Consider the following 19,378-nt stretch of genomic DNA (forward strand, 5'->3'; position numbering starts at 1 on the left):
TCCGGCTGTGGGATCCGGAAATCACGCGGTACATGGGTTATCGAGAAGTCAAAAAGATTATCGAGGCCCGAACCGCTGAGTACCGTGATGCCATTAGCTCCGGGGGAACTTACTGGCCCTCAAGAGGCTTCAACTGGATGCAGCCGACTTTGGAAAAAGCCGCGCGGACTCTGGTGAAGTGCGGAAAGAAATCCGAAAACACATCGAGTAATTTCGAGTAACTTTTTCGGAACAGCATCACCCAAACGCCCGCGCCTTCCATGGAGGCGGCGGCCGAAATGAGCGTGAAGACGCCGCCGAGCTTATTCACGCCCATGGCGAAGAGTTCCGCACAGCAGATGAGGCTCACGGTCGACGTGAAGACCTTGCCCATGCCTTCGAAGACGGCTTCCGTACGCTTGCAGCAGTCCTTGAAGCCGCGGCGCGTAATGAGGTCGACCAAGAATGCGATGACGATCGAAACGATGATGCCCGTCTGCAGCGAAAGCTTCACGCCCGCGTAAACCATCGGCGAGAAGACAATGAGGAGCACGAGCGGAAGCATCGGCAGGAACGCATAGTGCACGGGACCGGCGCCTTCAAATGCCTTTTCGATGTCCTGCTTTTCGCCGGCGCCTTCGGCAGAGAGCTTCGAAGCGTCGCGGCGGTCGAACCAGCGCTGCACGAAGAATTGACCGATCGCAACGGTCGCGATCACGCAGAGCGCCACCGGAATCTGGTCCTGCACGAAGTACGTGACGACGTCGGTTTTGAGAAGGTCCGCAGCGCGCATGGCGTTCGAAGAGGCCGGACCCAAGTCAAGACAGCAGGTCGAGCCGATCACGGCAGCGGCGGAGGCGCGCGAAACGCCGAGCGCAACGAGAAGCGGATAAACCGAAGCCATCAGAAGGAGTCCGAGAGCCACGGCCGAGTTGATGAAGAGCGCCATGAACTGGCCGACGATGTACGTGACGGCAAGAAGCACGTAGGGCGAGCGAATGGCCTGGAGCGGGCGCACGCAAAGCTTCACAAGCGCACGCGAAGCGCCGATGCGGTCCATGTAGACAGAGAAGCCCGCGATCAGCATGATGTTGAGGCCGAGGCCCGGCAGACGCGAGCGCATGAGCGCCGTGAAGGCTTCGCCCAAGTCAAAGCCGAAGAAGTGCGTGGACTTTTCGGGTGCCATCGGGGGCGTGCCCATGACGGCGGCGCAGATAAGCATCACAAAACCCGCGATCAAGAGAATGATCGGCGGATAGTAGTTTTTGAGAACGCAGTAGGCGACAACGGCCACTACGGCGAGCGTAATAAGAACGCCAAGCATGACAAAGCTCCGGCAAAGCCGCTCAATAGAGCACATCGCGCGATGGGCGACAGAGCTGCCGCAGCGTGCTGGCTCGAAAGGCCCCGAGCGCCTCGAATGCGCCGCTCGGGAGCGCGGCACACACCGAGTCTGAACTTTTCCTGAGAGAGACTTTGCTTTTTCTTGTGGTTGGAAAAGCCTGCGGGAAGACCGGCGCCGTCGGCATCGATTGCGCTCGGGGTGCGTACAAATGAATTTAAGGGAAAAGTCGTTCGCGCCCGCCAATCGGCAGTCGATGCGTGCCGAGAGTCTACAGAAGGTGAACGGGTATTTTGCTTCGGAAAATTTCGAAGGCCTTTTTGTGGGGTTGCAAGCGCCGTCCTGCGTGAAGGCTCGCACGAAAAGGAAATTTCGGGCAGAATGCGGCGCTTTGAAAACGAAAAGCCCCGAAGCGCTTGAAGGCGTTCGGGGCCGATCGTAGTGAATTTTTTAGGTTTCTTTAGCGAGCGGGCTGCGCGCGGGCGCCGTCCTTGTTGAGCTCGATGATGCGGCGCGTGTCGTCGGCAAGTTCCGAGAGCTGCAGCTCGTCGTAGCACTTGGCGATGAGTTCGAGCGCATCGTCGCGCATCGGCGTGTTCTGAAATTCGCGAACGACGCGCTGCGCGCGGTCGATGGCGGCGACGTACGCGTGACGCACGTAGTAGTACTCGGCGGTTTTGAGCTCATGCTCGGCCTGCGCGAGAACGAGTTCGTGCATGCGGCGTCGCGCTTCCGGAGCGAAGCGGCTGTTCGGGTAGCGAAGGACGAGTTCCTTGAAGATGTCGAAGGCTTCACGCGAGGCGTTGGCATCGCGTTCGGCCAAGTCTTCGGCAGAAAGCATGGCAAACCAGCTGTCGTTTTCATTCAAGGTCGCGAGTGCCTTCAGATACATGACGTAGTCGCTGTTCTGATGGTTCGGATACGTGCGAAGGAAGCGGTCCGCGGCCTGCACGGCGCCGGGCGCGTCACCATCCTTCCAGGTGGCGTAAATGAGTTCGATCTGCGCCTGCTGAGCATACTGGCCGAAGGGGTAGCGCGCTTCAAGCTTCTGATAGTAGTCCTTCGCCTGCGTCCAATTGCTATCATCGAGGGCTGTTCGGGCTTCGGTGTAAAGCCTGTCGGCCGGCCAATCGAGCGTAGGGTCCTGATCAAGGCTCTGCAGCCACGAGCAGGAAGCGGTCGCAAGGGACACCGCGATCAGTGCGCCGGTGCGCAGAAGAAGCCGTTTGAAAGGATTAGCAAGGTTCATGACGACAGAAAAAGTCGAATTAGAAAGCGAGCTCGATTATACCGATGACGAGGATATCGACGAGGGCTGCGAGGCCGAAGCGTCGGCGCCGGCCTTCACGGTGACGGGCTTCTGGGGCGAACGCCTCGACAAAGTGATGGCGGCGATGCTGCCCGACGTGTCGCGCGCGCGTCTGCAAAAGCTCATCGAAACGGGTAAGGTCGAGGTGAACGGCGCCGTTGTCGACAAGGTTCGCTTCAAGGTCGCCGAAGGCGACGCCGTGCGGCTTCTCGAGCCGCCCAAGCTCGATGAGGCGCTGCACTTCGAGCCCGAAGAAGGCGTCGAGTTCGAAACGATCTACGAAGACGAAGCCATTATTGTCGTCGAAAAGCCGGCCGGACTTGTCGTGCACCCCGGGGCGGGTAATCACTCGGGTACGCTTCTGAACGGACTTCTCTACCGCTACCCGGAATTGAAGGACGTGCCGCGCGCCGGGATCGTGCACCGACTCGACCGCGATACGACGGGCCTCATGGTTGTCGCGCGCACGCTTGCGGCGCAGACGAACCTCGTGCGCCAGCTTCAAGCGCGCACCGTCAAGCGAGAGTACTGGGCCTTTACGCTCGGGAGCGCCGCGCCCGAATTCACGGTCGACGTGCCGATCGGTCGCGACCCCAAGAGCCGCACGCGCTTTAAGGGCTTCCCCGGGTCGACGGGCGTTCGCGCCAAACCCGCGCGCACGCGCGTTCGTACGGTCGACTGGTCGAGCGTCGAGGGGATCCCGGTCTCCTGGGTGGCGTGCCGCCTCGACACGGGCCGCACGCATCAGATCCGCGTGCACTTGACGGGCGAAGACCTGCCGCTTATCGGCGACCAGGTCTATCGTGGCCGCGCGCCTGGCCTCTGCGTGAAGATCGAAAATGAGCTCGACTTCCACCGTCAGGCGCTTCACGCTTCGCGTCTGGGACTCCTCCATCCCGTGAGCGGCGAATTCATGGAGTGGTTCGTGCCCCCGCCCGAAGACATGATCGAACTGATGGACGCGCTCGGCTTCGGTCCCTGGGACGCGCCCGTGGACGTTTTCGACAGGCAGTGATCAATTTTTGAAGTGCGCCGCGGCGAACCTTTCGCCGCTCGGCGCATGGCATCTTCCGGCAGAAGAAAAATGGCCAAAAATCAATTCAAACCCGAACTCGACCGCATCGTGCCCGAATGGTCGGGCGTCGTGCCCGCAGCGGTCGCCGCTTGCTTCACCTGCCGCTCGGGCGGCGTCTCGAGCGGTCCTTACGGCACGCTCGAAGGCATCATGGGCCTCAACCTCGCCGACCACGTCGGTGACGCAGCGGCGTGCGTGCGCATGAACCGCTCGATTCTCACGCAGTGCCTGCCCGCCGAGCCCAAATGGCTGCGTCAGGTGCACGGCACGACGATTGTCAACGCGGCCGAACTTGCGGCGGGCGTCGTCCCGGAAGCGGATGCGAGCTTCACGACGCGCCCGGGCGTCGTTCTCTGCGTGATGACGGCCGACTGCCTACCGGTGCTCATCGCCGAGAAGCGCGGCCGCGCCGTTGCGGCTGTTCATGCGGGCTGGCGCAGTCTTGCCGCTGGCATCGTTCAGAAAACGGTCGAGCGCCTTCGCGCCGAACTCAACGATCCCGTTGCCGAATTCGCTGTCTGGTTCGGACCGCGCATCGGCGCCGAGGATTTTGCCGTGGGCGACGACGTGCTCGAAGCGATGCGCGAAACGATTCCAGGCGCTGACGCGCACTTTTGCGAAAACACGAAGGGGGCGCATGAAGGGAAGTGGCTTGCCGACCTGGGCGGCCTTGCGCGGGCAGCGCTCGCAGCTGAGGGCGTTGCTGAAGCCGACATCTTCGACTGCGCGCTTTCGACCTATGCGGACGCCGCGCGCTTTTGGAGCTTCCGCCGCGACGGGGAGCGTACGGGCCGCCACGCGGCGCTCATCTGGCTCGACGCGCCCGAAGCGGCCTGATGGACGAGCCGCTTCTCGGCACCTCCCAAGAGAACAATTCCGGTGCGGCGGACGAAATTGACCGCTGCGCCCGTCATCCGAAGGATTTCCAATGACCCGAAAAATTCCCGTCGTCGGCTTTGTTTCGCTCGGCTGCCCGAAGGCGCTCGTCGACACCGAGCGTATTGTGACGGAGTTGCGCGCGCGCGGCTACCGCATCGGCACGACCTATAAGGACGCCGACCTCGTCATCGTCAACACCTGCGGCTTCATCAATGAAGCCGTTGAAGAAAGCCTGCAGGCAATTTCCGAAGCGCTTGAAGAAAACGGCCGCGTCATTGTTTGCGGCTGCCTGGGCGGCAAAGCCGAAGAAGACGGTTCGAACTTCATCGCCAAGCGTATGCCCAAGGTTTTGGGCGTGACGGGGCCCGACAGTGTTGACGAAGTGCTCGCCATGGTCGAAAAGGCGCTGCCGCGCCCGCACGACCCCTGGGACGAACTCGTGCCCAAGTGCGGCGTGCGCCTGACGCCCAAGCACTACGCGTATTTAAAGATCAGCGAAGGGTGCAATCACCACTGCACTTACTGCATCATCCCGAAGCTGCGCGGCGAGCTCGTGAGCCGCCCGATCGGCGACATCGTTCGCGAGGCGGCGAATCTGCGAGAAGCGGGGGTGAAGGAGCTTCTCGTCATCAGCCAGGACACGGCCGCCTACGGCGTCGACAAGAATTACAAGCTCGACTTTGCGGGCGGGCGCCCCGTGCGCACGCGCCTCTACGACCTCTGCCGCGAACTCGGCCGACTCGGCATGTGGACGCGCCTGCACTACGTCTACCCGTATCCGAGCGTCGACGAAGTGGTGCCGCTCATGGCCGAGGGGTTGATCCTGCCCTATCTCGACGTGCCTTTCCAGCACGCTCACCCGCGCATCCTGAAGCTCATGAAGCGCCCGGCCTCGACCGAGCGCAACCTCGAGCGCATCGCCGCGTGGCGTGCCGCGTGTCCGGACATCACGATCCGCTCGACCTTTATTGCCGGGTTCCCGGGCGAAACGGAAGCCGAATTCGAGTATCTCCTCGACTTCCTGCGCGAAGCCGAGCTCGACCGCGTCGGCTGCTTCGCTTATTCGCCCGTTGACGGCGCTGCGGCTAACGATCTGCCGGGACAGCTCCCCGACGAAGTGCGCGAAGAGCGCCGTCGCCGCTTTATGGAAGTGCAGGCGGAGATTTCCGCAAAGAAGCTCGCGCGCAAGATCGGCACGACGCTCGATGTCCTCATTGACGAAGAGCCCGATGAAGACGGCGTTGCCGTCGGCCGCACGAAGGCGGACGCCCCCGATATCGACGGCGTCTGCTATGTGACGACCGAGCGCAAACTCCAGCCCGGCGACTTCGTGAAGGTGCGCATCACCGGCAACGAAGAGCACGACCTCATCGGCCGCGAGGTTGTTGAGGGCGACGGCCAATAAGCCGCATCGGAAGAAACAGTAGGGAAGCGGGCGCCGACGGTCTCAGCCGAGGCGCCTGCTTTTTTCCTGAGCTCGAGAATTTTCCCGCCCGTACCCACGCGAGCGGTCTCGCTCGCGTTTTACAATGCCGCGTGCCGGCGAGCGGCGCAGGCAGAGCTAAAAATTGTCAATAGGTTTTCTCCCCGAATGATTGTTCGGAAAGCGCTTCTTCAGCGTGAAGGAACGTTTTCCAAACGGTTATTACGGAGGCCTCCATGGCAAATTTGAATCCTTCCGACGCGGCTCGCACGGTCGACGCCTATTCCCCCGCCGAAGTCACTGAAAAGGTGCTCGGCCTCGCCGTTTCGAAAACGGCGCTTTCGCCGGGGCGGCAGCTGCCGCTCACCTTTCTCGCGGGCATCTACATCGGGATCGGGTGCATCTTCAGTGCGCTCTTTTTCGGCGAGACGGCGCTACCCTACGCGGTGCAGCGTCTTGCGGGCGGCGCGGTCTTCTCGGTCGGCCTTCTTCTGGTACTCGTTGCGGGTGCGGAACTCTTTACGGGCAACACCATGATCGCTGCGGGCGCGCTCGAAGGGCGCATCGGCTGGTCGGCCGCGCTCGGCAACTGGGTGCGCGTCTGGCTCGGGAATCTTTTGGGGGCGCTCACGCTCGTGGCGCTCGTCTATTTTTCGCACGTGGCCGAAACGAGCAATCTCGCACGCGGGCTTCTCGCGACCGCTGCCGCCAAAACGTCGGCAGGCTGGGGCGCGATTTTTGTGAAGGGCATTCTCTGCAACCTCCTTGTGTGCCTCGGCGTTTGGATGGGCTACGCGGCGCGCTCCGTGGTCGACAAGGCCTTTGCGGTGCTGCTCCCCGTGGCGGCTTTCGTTGCGCTCGGGTTCGAACACTGCGTGGCGAACATGTTCTTTCTGCCGCTCGGCTGGCTTCTCGTTCAGGCGGGCGTCTCGGTCGACGGGATTGCGGTTGAAACCATCAATCTTGCGGGCATTCTCAAAAATCTCTCTGCGGCGACGCTCGGCAACATCGTCGCGGGCGCGTCGCTTGCGCTCGTCTATCGCGCCGCATACGGCAAAAAACGCTGAGCCCTTGGATCGCAATGATGGCGGCGTCAAGCCGTCTTAAAATGGGCCCGCCCGGACTTCGAGCTTTTCGCCAGGAAGTCTCGGGCGGTTTCCTTTTCACTTTTTTCTTCAGGCATCGACACATGCGCAGCACCAATCCGGGTTTTGTGCCCGACAGCCCCCTGCATCGCGAACTTTCCGCGCCCTGGCTCGAATTCTTTGAAAAGTTCCCGCGTGCGGAACTTCACTGCCATCTCCTCGGCACAATCAGCCGCGAGACCTTTATGGATCTTGTGCGCGAGTCCGAAGCGCCCGTGACGGAAGAAGAAGTCAACGAATTCTTTACCCGCGGCGAAAAGCCCGTGGGCGTGCTGCGCATCTTCCGCGCGCTTGAAGAACACATTCTCAAGAAGCCCGAGATGCTGCGCCGCATCACGGTCGAACACATGGCGAGCGCTCGCGAGCACGGCGTGCGCTACATCGAGTTCTTCTGGAACTGGACGGGCCTGAAGCGCCACTTCTCCTACGAAGCGGGCCAGCGCGCCATCATCGAGGGTCTGCGCGAAGGCGAAGCCCGTTACGGCATCGTCGGGCGCCTTATTCCCTCGATCGACCGCGAGGCGAGTCCCGAAGACGCACTTGAACTCGTGAACGAAATGCTCGCGCACCCGGCCGACGAAACGATCGGCCTCGGGATCGACTATCGCGAAACGAATCACGAGCCGGAAAACTTCTGGAAGGCCTTCCTCCTTGCGCGCGCCGCAGGCCTGCACATTACGCTCCATGCGGGCGAATTCGGCGAACACTGGCGCAACGTTGAAACCGCAATGGACCTCTTGGGGGCCGAGCGCATCGATCATGGTTACACGATCACGGACAATCCCGCGCTCATGCGCCATGCCCGCGACGAAAACGTGATTTTTGCGGTTGTGCCGACGAATTCCTATTACCTGCGCACCTTCACGGACGAAGAGTGGGCGATCCGTCACCCGATCCGCGCGATGAAGCGCGCCGGCCTTCGCATTTTCCCGAACTCCGACGACCCGACGATGCACCACGTCAACAACGCCGAAAGCTGGCGCATCATGTTCGAATTCCTTGGGTTCTCGCTCGAAGAAATCCGAGAAATGTTGGTCAACAGCATTGATGCGGCTTGGGTCGACGAAGAGACGAAGATCCGCTGGAGCACCGAGTGGCTCGACGAATTCGACCGTCTGGCGGCCGAACTCCCGAAGCTCGACTGATCGCCGAGCGTTCGGTGCGCGACGCGCCGCCATGAAGGCGGGCGGCGCGCATCATGCGTCGCCCCGAGACGCTGCAAAAGCCCCGAGAAGTCGTTTGAATGCGCGCCTCGGGGCTTTTTTCGTGCATGCGACGCCTCAAAAAGCGCGCCCCAAAAAATCGACCTCTGCGGTCCGGCAATGGTCGTGCGCTATCATTGCCCGAACAATGACTCAACCGAGGCGCGCTTCTTTGGCCGCCCTCTCTGCAAACCGCTTATGTTCGCACGCAAGTCAGCCGCCATTCTCCTCTCTCTCGCATTCGCCGCCGCGGCGGCGTCCGCTTCGGCCGTCTCGCTCGGTACGCTTACCGTCGAGAGTCGCCCGGGCGAGCCGCTCAACGCCGTGCTTGAAATCGACGACGTCGACCTCTCCGTTTCGCCGCTTCTTGTGCGCGTGGCGCCGCCGGCAACGTATAAGCGCGAAGGCGTCGACTGGCCCGACGAGGTGGCGGGTCTTCGCATCGCGAAGGACCCCGGGCGGAACGGCATTCGCGTGCGTGTTCTGGGCAAGGAGAGCGTGGCGGCAGGCTTCCCGCTTTTGATTGAACTTAATGCGGGCGGTGTTGTGACGGTGCGTGAGTACGCGATCGACGTGCGCGACGGCGCCTATGTCGTCGTACCCGCCGCACAGCGCACGCGCATGAGCGCCGAAACTCAGCTGCCGAAGGGCGAGGCGGCCGTGCCGCGCGCCGCGCATTCGGGCTATACGGCCGAACCGGTTGCGCCGGCCACCGAGAAGACTGTCGAAAAGACCGCGCAGTCCGAGAAGACCGCCAAGTCGGAAAAGGTCTCGAAGGCCCCCGCCAAGCGCGTTCGCCGCTCGGCGCCGCAGGTCGTGAAGGAATACGTAGCCTTGAATGGCTTCAGTCCCGAAGAGCCCTTCACCGTGCAGCGCGACATGACGCTCTGGTCGATTGCGAAGCTTTATTGGCCTAGCTACCGCGGCGCGACGCTCGAGCAGCTCAATGCGGCCTTTGCGGCGAGAAACCCGGATGCCTTTGAAAAGGGCGACGTCTCTCGCCTCATCCGGGGTGCCGTGCTGCAGCCGCCTTCGCTCGAAGCGGTTCTCGCCGAAGATCCGGCTGAAGCCTTCCGCGCCGTACACGGCGCGAAGACCGACGTTCCGCTGCCGACGCAAAATCTCATGGATGCGCAGCGCGTTTCGCCCGTCTGTGCCGAAGCCGTCGCGAATGCGCAGGATGCCGCACGCGGCAAGGGCGCGAGCGTTCGCGCAATCGGCGAAGCGGGCGCTGCGGCGCTTGCTGCCTGCGAGAAGCCCGAAGCGACTGAGTCTGCAGAATCTGTAGAAACGACTGCAGCAGCTGAAGCGGCGGCGGCTGCTGAAACGGCCGCACAGACTGCTGCGACGGCAGCACCTGCCGAGGGCAGCGGCGCTTCGGCTGAAGCGAATGCCGTTGCGGCGACCGAGCCCAAGCCCGCGATTGAAATTCCGAGCGAAGACGAACTTCGCCCGAAGATTGCCGTTTCGGCAACGGCCGTGATGCCCGGTGCTGAAGGTGCCACTAACGGTGAAAAGACCGCGTCGGCCGATACGACGGGTGCTTCTGCGAACGAAGCTGCGGCTGATGTGGCCGCTGCCGATGGTGGGGCGCCCGCTCAGAGTGCTGCAGATGCGGCACCCTCTGCCGACACGCAGAAGACGAGCGACGAACAGGGTGCCGAAAATGCGGCGCAAAAGCCGGACCAAGCCAATGCGGTTGATAAAACTGCCGCGGCTGACAAAGCGGCAGCGGCCGAGGCCGAAGCCTTCCCCTGGGCTTGGATTGCGCTCGCGCTGATTGTCGCCGCGATTTTGGGCGGGCTCGCTTGGGCGCGCCGCAGCAAGAACGACGACGGTCACGCAGGTGCCGGCGAAGAGGCGCCCAAGCAGGGCACGATCAATTTCGCTGCGGTTGAGCCCGCTAGCGAAGCGCAGCTGCGCGCCGTGAACGCCACGGTTTCGGAAGCCGTGAAGAACGGCACGACCGCGGGTGCGATGGGTGCGGGCACTGTCGAGTACGTACGCGCACAGATCGAAGCGGCAGAAGCGGAAAAGTCGGCGCAGCCTGCTGATGAGGCTGCAAAAGCGCAAGCGGTCGAAGAGCAGCAGGAGCCCGTCGCGCAGCCGCGCGAAGCGGCGGCCTCGGCCGAAGCGCAGGCGGCGGACGCGACCGTTGAGACGGCTGCATTCAAGGCGCCCGCCGATCAGCCCTGGCTCGATCCGAATGATGACGAGCTGCCGCCGCTCGACGCAGAAAGCGAACCCGCTTCGCAGGCGCAGAGCGCGCCCTTGGATCTTTCCGCCGCCATGGCGGGCGTGAGCCTTGACCTCGAGGATGCGGACGCGGCCGGTAAGTCCGCCGCCGAGTGTGAAGCGCAGGGCGAGACGGCTGAAAAGCCCGCAGACGACGAGGCCGACGCGTTCGAGCCGATCGCTTCGAACCGTTATGTGCCGCCGCTCGAGCCAGAACCCATTCCGGCGCCCGCGCCCCTTGCGGTCGAGCCGATCGGTGCCGACCAAGCACGGTCCGCCAAGCCGACGGAGCGTGTGCCCGAGCCGGTGCTCGAAACGAGCGGCTCGAGCGCAGAGCTTGAAAAGACCGCAGAGAAGCCTGCCGAGCGCCGTCCGAGCGAAAAGGAGCGTGCGCAGTGGAGCGCCTATGACGGCAAATTGAAGCTCGCCAACTCTTTCATCGGCTTGGGGGCGCTCAAGGAAGCGCACGAGCTGCTCGAAGAGGTGCGCCGTCACGGCAGCGACGAGCAGCGCCGTCAGGCGGCCTTCCTTGAAGAGCGCATTGCTTCGCGCCTCTAAGGACCAAGCCTTCGGTAGAATGCGGCCCGCAAGCAAAATGCATTGAGCGCAGCGGGCCGCGTTGAGGAAAACGAAAGCATCAACGCGCGGCGTCGATCGCAAGATCGGCGCCGTTTCCTTGAATGAGAAACGAGCCTAAGACCGTCTCCGACGGAAAGGTTGAGCAGTCAATGACGAAGACGATCGAGAGCACTGAGAGCAACGAGAACGCTGAAAGCGTCGAACACGACACCGAGCGTGCCAAGCGCCGCGTCATGGCGCTCGGCATCGAGTACAAAGGGACGGCCTTCTGCGGCTGGCAGGTGCAGCCCGATCAGCCTTCCGTGCAGGCTGAGCTCGAAGCGGCGCTCGAGCGCTTTCTCTGCGTGAAGACGCCGACGATCTGCGCGGGTCGAACCGACACGGGCGTGCATGCGACGCACCAGGTTGTGAGCTTTGAGACCGAAGCGGATCGCCCCGAGTCGAACTGGGTGCGCGGACTCAACACGTTTCTTTCCGACAACGTCTCGGTGCGCTGGGCGCGTGTTGCGCCCGCGGACTTTCATGCGCGCTTCAGTGCCACGTCGCGCACGTACGAGTACTGGATCCTCAACGACCGTGTTCGTTCGCCGCTCTTTTGGAGTACGACGGGGTGGGTCTTTCGACCGCTTGATGTCGAGCGCATGCGCGCGGGTGCAGCGTGCCTCTTGGGCACGCACGACTTCACGAGTTTTCGTGCGGCCGAGTGCCAGGCGGCTACGCCCGTGCGAACGATCAAGCATCTCGACATCGTGCGCCTCGGGCGCTTTGTCGGCATTCGCATCAGCGCCAACGCCTTCCTGCAGCACATGGTGAGAAACATTGTGGGCACGCTCATTTACGTCGGCACCGGCCGCGAGTCGCCCGAGTGGGTCGAGCGCGTGCTCGCGGCAAAGTGCCGCGCGGCCGCAGCCCCTACCTTCAGTCCCTGCGGTCTTTATCTCACGGGCGTGGGCTACGAGGGCGAGGCGTTTGCTTCGATTCCGCAGGGCGCGTCAGGGCCTTTCGGCAACGTCTTTCCGAAGCACTGAGTGCGGATCGAAGTTCGCGCCCTTACGCTGTTTTTTTCCGCACGCGTCCGCCGAAAGTGCTACCGAAAGACGGCAGTCGGACATGCGCGGCGCGCCAAACGGCGCGCCTATAATGGTCCGATTCAAGATTTCGAGCGTCCTATTGACTCGGCGCGTCGGCGACTGTCGTCCGTTGATGCCGGGACTGCGGGCCGATGCCCTTCTGGGCGCGGCAAGCCGCGGTTTCTTAGGGCGCGTATTTCCATTCTGGACCGAATACTCATGAGCTGGATCAACCACATTCTCCCGAAGATCAAGCGTGAAGAAGATACGCGCAAGGCGAGTCCGATTCCCGAGGGCGTCTGGACGAAGTGCCCGGGGTGCGACCAGGTGCTCTACACCGAAGAGCTCGAACGCAGCCTCAAGGTGTGCCCGAAGTGCGGTCATCACTTCCGACTCGGTGCGCGCACGCGCCTGCTCTCCTTCCTCGATCCGGATACCGCCGTTGAGATCGGTGCGGATGTCCGCCCGAAAGATCCGCTGAAGTTTGTCGACAGCAAGCCCTATCCGAAGCGCGTTGCCGATGCGCAGGCCAAGATCAACGAAACCGATGCGCTCATCGTGATGGCGGGCGAACTGCGCCGCGAACCCGTGGTTGCGGCGGCATTTGAATTCGGCTTCATGGGCGGCTCCATGGGCAGTGTTGTGGGCGAGCGCTTCGTGCGCGGCGTCGACGAAGCCGTGCGCCGTCATGCGCCTTTTGTCGTTTTCTGCGCCTCGGGCGGCGCCCGCATGCAGGAAGGCCTCGTTTCGCTCTATCAGATGGCGAAGACGACCGCCGCCGTTGCACGCCTCTCCGAAGCGGGTCTGCCCTTCGTGTCCGTTCTGACCGACCCGACGATGGGCGGCGTCTCGGCGTCCTTTGCCTTCATGGGCGACATTGTCATTGCCGAACCCAAGGCGCTGATCGGTTTTGCGGGGCCGCGCGTTATTGAGCAGACCGTTCGCGAAAAGCTCCCCGATGGCTTCCAGCGTTCCGAATTCCTGATGAAGACCGGTCAGATCGACCTCATCGTCGACCGCCGCGAAATGCGCGCGAAGATTTCCGTGATCACGCAACTTCTCATGAAGAAGCAGCCTGTGAACGGCATCTGATAGATCGAATACGCGAGAGACTTTCTCATCGCTCGAACCCGCCCGAAGCGGCCGCAAGCTTCCAGCGCATGCGACGTCTTCGGGCGTTTCCTTTTCTGCAGTCTCCGTTTTTTCCTTCCTGCCACCATGCCGCAACTTAAAACGCTCAACGACTGGCTCGCCTACATCGAGTCGATTCACGAACAACCGATGGTGCTCGGTCTCGAGCGCATGCACGAAATGATTCGCCGCCTCGGCATTCGCTTCGACTGCCCCGTGATCACGGTGGCGGGCACGAACGGCAAAGGTTCGACCTGTGCGTTTCTCGAATCGATTTGCCGGGCGGCGGGAATGAAGACGGCACTTCACACGTCGCCGCACTTGCTGCGCTTCAACGAACGGGCGCTTATCGACGGCAGGGAGGCCGACGACGCCACGCTTGTTGCGGCCATGGAAGCCGTCGAGCGTGCGAGAGGGGAACTTAAGCTCACGTACTTCGAGTTCACGGGACTCGCCGTTCTGACGTGCTTCATGCGCGCCGAACCCGACGTCGTGATCCTTGAAATCGGTCTCGGCGGGCGGCTCGACGCCATGAACGCGATCGATGCGGATGCGGCCGTCATTGCGACGATCGGGCTCGATCACACGGCGATTTTGGGCGACACGCGCGAAGCGATCGGCTATGAGAAGGCCTGCGTCTACCGGTCGGGTGCGCCCGCCGTCTGTGCGGATCCCGATGCGCCCGAGAGCGTTCGCGCTTACGCCAAGGCGATTGGCGCGGACTATCTCGAATGCGGCAGGGACTTTGTCGTGCGTCATAGCGAAGGTGCCGAGGACGGGGCCTTCGACTTTGAATGCCGAGGCGAGCGGCTTACGCATCTGCCTGCGCCGGGGCTGCGCGGTGAGAACCAGTACCGAAATGCGGCCGGTGCGCTTGCCGTGCTTTTGAGATTGCGTGAAAAGCTCCTCGCGCGCTGCGATTGGCCCGCACGCGAGAAATGGGTCGCAATCGATCGGCAGGCCGTTGAGACGGGGCTTCGGGCGGCGCGCATTCGTGCACGCTTTGAGACTGTCGCCGACAATCCCGAAATCATTCTCGACGTCGGCCACAATCCGCAGGCGGCGGTTGTGCTCGCGGAAAATCTGCACGCCGGTGCGCGCCCCGGCATGCGCACGCTCGCTGTTTTCGGCATGCTGCGCGACAAGGACCGCCAAAGTGTTGTCGCGCTCGTGAAGGACGAAATCGACGAGTGGTTCGTTTCGGGACTTCCCGGGCCGCGCGGTGCGGATTTGGCCAATCTTACCGAGGCGATGCATGCCGCCGGTGTTGCGCCCGAGTGCATTCGAGCGTTTCCTTCGATCGAAGCGGCGCTCGACGCAGCGGTGCTTGCCTCAAAATCAAATGAAGTCGACGGCAATTTTCTGACACCGAATTCGCCGTCGAAACCCCTGCAAAACGTAGAAGCGCAAGCATCGGGCGCTGATAGAATCATCGTATTCGGTTCTTTTGTCACGGTTACCGAAGCGCTTGAAGCGCTCGAAAAGCGTGCCGCACGCGGGTTTTAGCAGTAAGTACTGCGCGCCGAGGGAAGCGTTTAAGCTTTTCAAGCGGCCGGATCCCGAGTTCGCGCCCAGCCCGGAGCCGAAACACGAAAGAACAGAGCGTAGCGCACCGAATAACACCGAAGAGCCCATGCGGCTCTTTCCGGACGCAAAGTACGGGCGCCTCGTGCGGAATCCTCCAGGCAGCTCGAAAGGAATTTTTGGCGATGTCGTTCTTCAATCCATTCCGAAAAAATCCGCAAAGTCGGGACGAACGGCGCGAACCGAGCGCGAACGGCCTGCGCGACGACGCGTCGGGCGCTGCGCCCGCTTCGTCCGGCGCGCCGACCTCGGCCCCTTGGGGCGAGCCGCCGCGCGCAATGCCCGGCGAACCCGCGCAGACGCCGCAGACCGTTCGCCTCGGTGCGGACGGCGTAAGCCCGTCAAGTGCCGGTGCCCTCTCGAGTGCGCCGCAGTCGACAGGCGGTATTCCGCCCGCTTTTGAAGAAGTCAAGCCCGCACGCGAAGCGTTCGATCCATACGGCATCGCCGCACAGGCGCAGGCCGCAGAAAAGGCGCAGGCGCGCGAACGCGCTGCCGCCGAGACTGCTCCCGCCGCCTTTGAGACCAAGGTCGAGCCCGATCCCGTCGACCTTCGCACGCCCGTTGAAGAACCTGCAAAGGCGGACGGTGACTCCGGCATTGACGCTCTTTCGGGGGCGAGCATTCATCTCGAGGGTGCAGCGCGTTCGCCCGAACCGGCCTCGCCCGTGCTCGACCTTGATATGCCCGCAGCCGCGCAGGCGTTCGAAGAAGATGCGCCCGCAAAGAAGACGGCTTCCCAAACTCGTGCGCGCAAGCGCTTCGAGGCGGTGCAGCCTGAAGAGCCCGAGGAGCCGATCGAAGAACACGTCATCAGCGAACCGCAGGCAGCGCCCGAAAAGCGGCGCAAGGTGCCTCTTGTGCGCGAGCTGACGGAAGATGAAATCATTGCGCGCCGCCGCACCAAGCATCGTCTTGTGGGCGCAGCGGCGCTGCTCTTGGCCGTCGTCGTGGCGGCGCCCTTTATTCTCGACAGCGAATCGAGCTTCGAAACGGCGGCTATCGACACCACGATTCCGAGCGTGAGCGACAACACGGCGACGCTCGAAGTGCCGCCCGTGCCGCCCGATGCGGTCGACGTGCCCGATCCGATCGAGGCAAGCGACTCAGCAGCCGCGTCGGCGCCTTCGGTACCGACGGGCGCTGCCGAAGGGGCTGCGGCCGGTGCTGCCAAGACTGCCGCGCAGGATAAGCCCAAAGCCGACGGGGCGCAGAAGCCCGACGGCAAGGCTGCGAAGCCCGATTCGAAGACCGAGGCGAAATCCAATGCTCAGCCCCAAAAGGCCGAAGGCAAGACAGAAGAAAAGGTCAAGAAGCCCGCTGCGCCTTCTGTCGGCATTGCGCCGCCCACGGGCAAGGGCTTCTACGTCCAGGTGATGGCGACGAGCTCCGAACTCGAAGCCGAGCGCACGGTAAAGAAACTCGCGCTCCTGGGGCTTCCCGCCTATCGAGCGGCTGTCGACCGCAAGGCGACGACGCTCTGGCGCGTGCGCGTCGGTCTCTACAAGACCAAGAAGGAAGCCGAAGGCGTTGTGGGTACGATTGTTTTGAACGGCATTGCCTCGAAGCCCATCGTGGGTCTGCAGTAACGGCCGATTGAACATTCGAAAGATTTTCGCTAAGGATTGGCGGCGCGTGCGTGCTCGGGCGTCCGGCCTGAAACGGCCGCCGCCCAAGCAATGCCGCGCCGCAATCATGTTCCGCTAGAATAGCCCGACCTGTTCGGTGCGGCCCCGCCACAGGCTACTGCGTCCTGTTGCCGGCCGACACCCACAAGCGCATCATCTATTTCCCGACCCGACAGGCACGCCCTACGGACGCCGCCCGCGGTCGACTGCGGCCTTATTCACTGACATGACCGAAATCGACTGGATCATCATTGCTCTTCTTCTTCTCTCGACGGTCGTCGGCATCGTGCGCGGCGTCGTGCGCGAGGTGCTCGCCATTGCGGGCTGGATTGTCGGGATCGTGCTCGCGATGAACTTTGCGGGCGACGTTGCGGAGCACATTCCGCTCGAGAGCATCGGCTACGTGCCGCGCGTCATCATTGCGTCGGTTCTGATCGTCGTGGCGGTGCTCTTTGGCTGCGGTCTCTTGGGGATGCTTCTTCGCAAGCTCCTCGAAGTTGCCGAGATTTCGTTTGAAGACCGCGCGCTCGGCGCCGTCTTCGGGCTCGTGCGCGGCGTCGTGGTCGTCTGTGCCTGTGTCTTTCTCTTCGGCATTCCGCAGTCCATTCACTCGAGCAAGATGTGGCGCCAGTCGATTCTGATCGGGCCCGCGGAAACCGTCATCGAGTGGGCGACGCCGTATCTTCCCGATTGGCTCTCGGAAGTGCGTAAAGGCAGCCGCGGCATTTGACGCGAAGCGTAGCGTCGAAAAACATTTAGAGATTCGCCCGACTCTCGCAGGAGAGCCGGGCGAAATCGTATTGGCGGGACCGCTTGACTGCCGAGCGAAGAGACGCAGCAGCTTCGTTCATCGTTATCCGGGAAAATACGAAAACCGCACAATTCGATCTATAAAGTCTTCACAAAAAGCTTTATTTAAAGCTTTGAAATGCGGGTTTGCCTGCGCATCGAGCCGCGCTTTCGACTACTCTCTCGGTTTGATTCGAAACCCGTCATGCGAAAGGCCTTTCCGACCTGTCGCACGACGCACGCAAGAACTTTTTTCCCGAGGTTCCATCCATGTGCGGCATTGTTGCCCTTCTTTCGAACGAACCCGTCAATCAGCGGCTTTATGACGCGCTCCTGCTGCTGCAGCATCGCGGTCAGGACGCCGCCGGCATCGCGACGCTCGACGGTCTGCATTTCCACATTCACAAGGCCATGGGGCTCGTTACCGATGTCTTCCGCACGCGCAACATGCGCGATCTGACGGGCAATATGGGCATCGGTCACGTGCGCTACCCGACGCAGGGGTGCGCGAGCTCCAACCAGGAGTCGCAGCCCTTCTACGTGAACGCCCCTTACGGCATCATGTTCGCGCACAACGGCAATCTCACCAATGCCGCAGAGCTCACGCAGGAGCTCTACGAGATGGATCATCGTCACATCAACACGACGAGCGACTCCGAAGTGCTTCTGAACGTGCTCGCGAACGAAATTTCGCGCGTCACGGTCAATAAGCGCCTTAATGCCGAATGCGCCTTTGCGGCCGTTCGCGAAGTGCATAAGCGCGTGCAGGGTTCCTACGCCGTCGTTGCACTCTTCGCGGGCAAGGGCCTTCTCGCCTTCCGCGATCCGCACGGCATTCGTCCGATCTGCTTCGGCTCGAACACGACCGAGTCGGGCGCCAAGGAATGGATGGTGAGCTCGGAATCGGTGACGATGATCGGCATGGGCTTCAAGGTCGAGCGCGACCTCGCGCCGGGCGAAGCCCTCTGGATCGACCTTGAAGGGAATGCAACGACCTGCCAGTGCGCTGAGCACCCCGAATCGAATCCCTGCGCTTTCGAGTACGTCTATTTCGCGCGTCCGGATTCGACGATCGACGGCATCAACGTCTACGGCGCTCGCCTGCGTCTTGGCGAATACCTCGCCGAAACCGTGAAGGAAAAGCTCGACCTCTCCGAGATCGACGTTGTGATGCCGATTCCGGATAGTTCCCGCCCGTGCGCGCAGGAGCTCGCCGCTCGCCTCAACCTCTCGTATCGCGAAGGCTTTATCAAGAACCGCTATGTCGGCCGCACCTTCATCATGCCAGGCCAGGCCATCCGCAAGAAGAGCGTTCGTCAGAAGCTCAATGCGATGCCCGTCGAATTCGAAGGCAAGAACGTGCTCCTCGTCGATGACTCGATCGTGCGCGGCACGACAATGACGGAAATCGTACGCATGGCGCGCGAATCGGGTGCGAAGAAGGTCTTCGTCGCCTCGTCCGCGCCGCGCGTGATGTATCCGAACGTCTACGGCATCGACATGCCGACGAAGGCCGAACTCATCTGCGGCGACGGCAAGTCCGCCGAAGAAGTCGCCAAGGTGATCGGCGCCGACGCCGTGGTCTTCCAGACGCTCGACGGCCTCAAGAACGCGCTTCACGACATGAATCCCTCGATCACGCGCTTTGACTGCTCGTGCTTTGACGGCGAATATGTTACGGGCACCGTCACCGAGGAATACCTCGCGCGCATTGGCGGCGCAAATGCCAAGCCCGCGAAGAAGGCCGATGACGAGGACGAAGGCGAGGCCGAGCAGCCCGTGAGCTAAACGGAACTTGATTCGACTTCGATTCGATCGCCGTAAAGAAAGCGCCGCTTGGTTGCGAACCTTGCGGCGCTTTTTCTTGGGTACTTCGTTTGGGACGCTCGGAAAGCTTGGCAGCTTCATGAAAAGTCTTTTCTAGCAAAGCCAAAAGACCTGACGACCGTTTAGCTAATGGGCGATTAGCTAATACAAAATCGACCTGGAGCGCTTGAAGCGAAAGTCC

The 19,378-nt window shown here is 62.3% G+C and carries 14 protein-coding genes; 12 read left to right on the forward strand and 2 right to left on the reverse strand.

The window, feature by feature from the left end; genetic code table 11:
- Positions 1 to 109: 109 nt before the first annotated feature.
- The gene (dcuC, locus tag H6A60_RS08405; protein WP_205103414.1) at positions 110 to 1,303 is read right to left on the reverse strand and encodes a C4-dicarboxylate transporter DcuC; all 1,194 of its coding nucleotides are present in this window, start codon (positions 1,301 to 1,303) and stop codon (positions 110 to 112) included.
- Positions 1,304 to 1,781: 478 nt separating this feature from the next.
- Positions 1,782 to 2,570: an outer membrane protein assembly factor BamD gene (locus H6A60_RS08410; RefSeq protein ID WP_205103416.1), complete on the reverse strand. Its 789-nt coding sequence runs from the start codon at positions 2,568 to 2,570 to the stop codon at positions 1,782 to 1,784.
- Between H6A60_RS08410 and H6A60_RS08415 the strand changes: the two genes are divergently transcribed.
- The 12 genes from H6A60_RS08415 to purF all read left to right on the forward strand — a co-directional run bounded on the left by H6A60_RS08415 (position 2,569) and on the right by purF (position 19,158).
- Positions 2,569 to 3,645 carry an RluA family pseudouridine synthase gene (locus H6A60_RS08415; RefSeq protein WP_205103418.1) on the forward strand — a complete coding sequence of 359 codons (1,077 nt, stop codon included), beginning with the start codon at positions 2,569 to 2,571 and terminating at the stop codon, positions 3,643 to 3,645. The two genes, H6A60_RS08410 and H6A60_RS08415, sit on opposite strands and share 2 nt — an antisense overlap.
- Positions 3,646 to 3,714: 69 nt before the next feature.
- On the forward strand, positions 3,715 to 4,542 hold the full coding sequence (gene pgeF, locus H6A60_RS08420; RefSeq protein ID WP_205103420.1) for a peptidoglycan editing factor PgeF: 828 nt from the start codon (positions 3,715 to 3,717) through the stop codon (positions 4,540 to 4,542).
- A 91-nt stretch (positions 4,543 to 4,633) separates the two neighbouring features.
- A complete protein-coding gene (gene rimO, locus H6A60_RS08425) occupies positions 4,634 to 5,989 on the forward strand; it encodes a 30S ribosomal protein S12 methylthiotransferase RimO (protein WP_205103421.1) in 1,356 nt (451 codons plus the stop codon).
- Positions 5,990 to 6,243: 254 nt separating this feature from the next.
- Positions 6,244 to 7,074: a formate/nitrite transporter family protein gene (locus H6A60_RS08430; protein ID WP_205103423.1), complete on the forward strand. Its 831-nt coding sequence runs from the start codon at positions 6,244 to 6,246 to the stop codon at positions 7,072 to 7,074.
- Positions 7,075 to 7,196: 122 nt separating this feature from the next.
- Positions 7,197 to 8,297 (forward strand): adenosine deaminase family protein, encoded by a 1,101-nt coding sequence (locus H6A60_RS08435; RefSeq protein ID WP_205103424.1) that lies wholly within the window; start codon positions 7,197 to 7,199, stop codon positions 8,295 to 8,297.
- A 255-nt stretch (positions 8,298 to 8,552) separates the two neighbouring features.
- Positions 8,553 to 11,147 carry a FimV/HubP-related protein gene (locus H6A60_RS08440; protein WP_205103426.1) on the forward strand — a complete coding sequence of 865 codons (2,595 nt, stop codon included), beginning with the start codon at positions 8,553 to 8,555 and terminating at the stop codon, positions 11,145 to 11,147.
- A gap of 254 nt (positions 11,148 to 11,401) precedes the next feature.
- Positions 11,402 to 12,196, forward strand: coding sequence for a tRNA pseudouridine(38-40) synthase TruA (gene truA, locus H6A60_RS08445; protein ID WP_239477673.1), 795 nt, complete (start codon positions 11,402 to 11,404; stop codon positions 12,194 to 12,196).
- Positions 12,197 to 12,457: 261 nt separating this feature from the next.
- A complete protein-coding gene (gene accD / locus H6A60_RS08450) occupies positions 12,458 to 13,330 on the forward strand; it encodes an acetyl-CoA carboxylase, carboxyltransferase subunit beta (protein WP_205103431.1) in 873 nt (290 codons plus the stop codon).
- A gap of 126 nt (positions 13,331 to 13,456) precedes the next feature.
- Positions 13,457 to 14,875, forward strand: a complete 1,419-nt coding sequence (locus H6A60_RS08455) for a bifunctional folylpolyglutamate synthase/dihydrofolate synthase (RefSeq protein WP_205103433.1) — start codon at positions 13,457 to 13,459, stop codon at positions 14,873 to 14,875.
- A gap of 203 nt (positions 14,876 to 15,078) precedes the next feature.
- Positions 15,079 to 16,542 carry an SPOR domain-containing protein gene (locus H6A60_RS08460; RefSeq protein WP_205103435.1) on the forward strand — a complete coding sequence of 488 codons (1,464 nt, stop codon included), beginning with the start codon at positions 15,079 to 15,081 and terminating at the stop codon, positions 16,540 to 16,542.
- A gap of 265 nt (positions 16,543 to 16,807) precedes the next feature.
- Positions 16,808 to 17,311: a CvpA family protein gene (locus tag H6A60_RS08465; protein ID WP_205103437.1), complete on the forward strand. Its 504-nt coding sequence runs from the start codon at positions 16,808 to 16,810 to the stop codon at positions 17,309 to 17,311.
- A gap of 329 nt (positions 17,312 to 17,640) precedes the next feature.
- Entirely contained in the window at positions 17,641 to 19,158 is a 1,518-nt protein-coding gene (purF, locus tag H6A60_RS08470) for an amidophosphoribosyltransferase (RefSeq protein WP_205103438.1), read from the forward strand.
- Positions 19,159 to 19,378: the final 220 nt, after the last annotated feature.

Source organism: Sutterella massiliensis (genome assembly GCF_016899755.1).
GTDB classification, from domain to species: domain Bacteria; phylum Pseudomonadota; class Gammaproteobacteria; order Burkholderiales; family Burkholderiaceae_F; genus Sutterella; species Sutterella massiliensis.

Coding starts and splice junctions, on each gene's coding strand:
- H6A60_RS08430 (WP_205103423.1), top strand. CDS start 6,244: ATGGCAAATTTGAATCCTTCCGACGCGGCTCGCACGGTCGACGCCTAT.
- truA (WP_239477673.1), top strand. CDS start 11,402: ATGGCGCTCGGCATCGAGTACAAAGGGACGGCCTTCTGCGGCTGGCAG.
- H6A60_RS08410 (WP_205103416.1), bottom strand. CDS start 2,570: ATGAACCTTGCTAATCCTTTCAAACGGCTTCTTCTGCGCACCGGCGCA.
- purF (WP_205103438.1), top strand. CDS start 17,641: ATGTGCGGCATTGTTGCCCTTCTTTCGAACGAACCCGTCAATCAGCGG.
- accD (WP_205103431.1), top strand. CDS start 12,458: ATGAGCTGGATCAACCACATTCTCCCGAAGATCAAGCGTGAAGAAGAT.
- H6A60_RS08415 (WP_205103418.1), top strand. CDS start 2,569: ATGACGACAGAAAAAGTCGAATTAGAAAGCGAGCTCGATTATACCGAT.
- H6A60_RS08435 (WP_205103424.1), top strand. CDS start 7,197: ATGCGCAGCACCAATCCGGGTTTTGTGCCCGACAGCCCCCTGCATCGC.
- H6A60_RS08465 (WP_205103437.1), top strand. CDS start 16,808: ATGACCGAAATCGACTGGATCATCATTGCTCTTCTTCTTCTCTCGACG.
- pgeF (WP_205103420.1), top strand. CDS start 3,715: ATGGCCAAAAATCAATTCAAACCCGAACTCGACCGCATCGTGCCCGAA.
- H6A60_RS08460 (WP_205103435.1), top strand. CDS start 15,079: ATGTCGTTCTTCAATCCATTCCGAAAAAATCCGCAAAGTCGGGACGAA.
- rimO (WP_205103421.1), top strand. CDS start 4,634: ATGACCCGAAAAATTCCCGTCGTCGGCTTTGTTTCGCTCGGCTGCCCG.
- dcuC (WP_205103414.1), bottom strand. CDS start 1,303: ATGCTTGGCGTTCTTATTACGCTCGCCGTAGTGGCCGTTGTCGCCTAC.
- H6A60_RS08440 (WP_205103426.1), top strand. CDS start 8,553: ATGTTCGCACGCAAGTCAGCCGCCATTCTCCTCTCTCTCGCATTCGCC.
- H6A60_RS08455 (WP_205103433.1), top strand. CDS start 13,457: ATGCCGCAACTTAAAACGCTCAACGACTGGCTCGCCTACATCGAGTCG.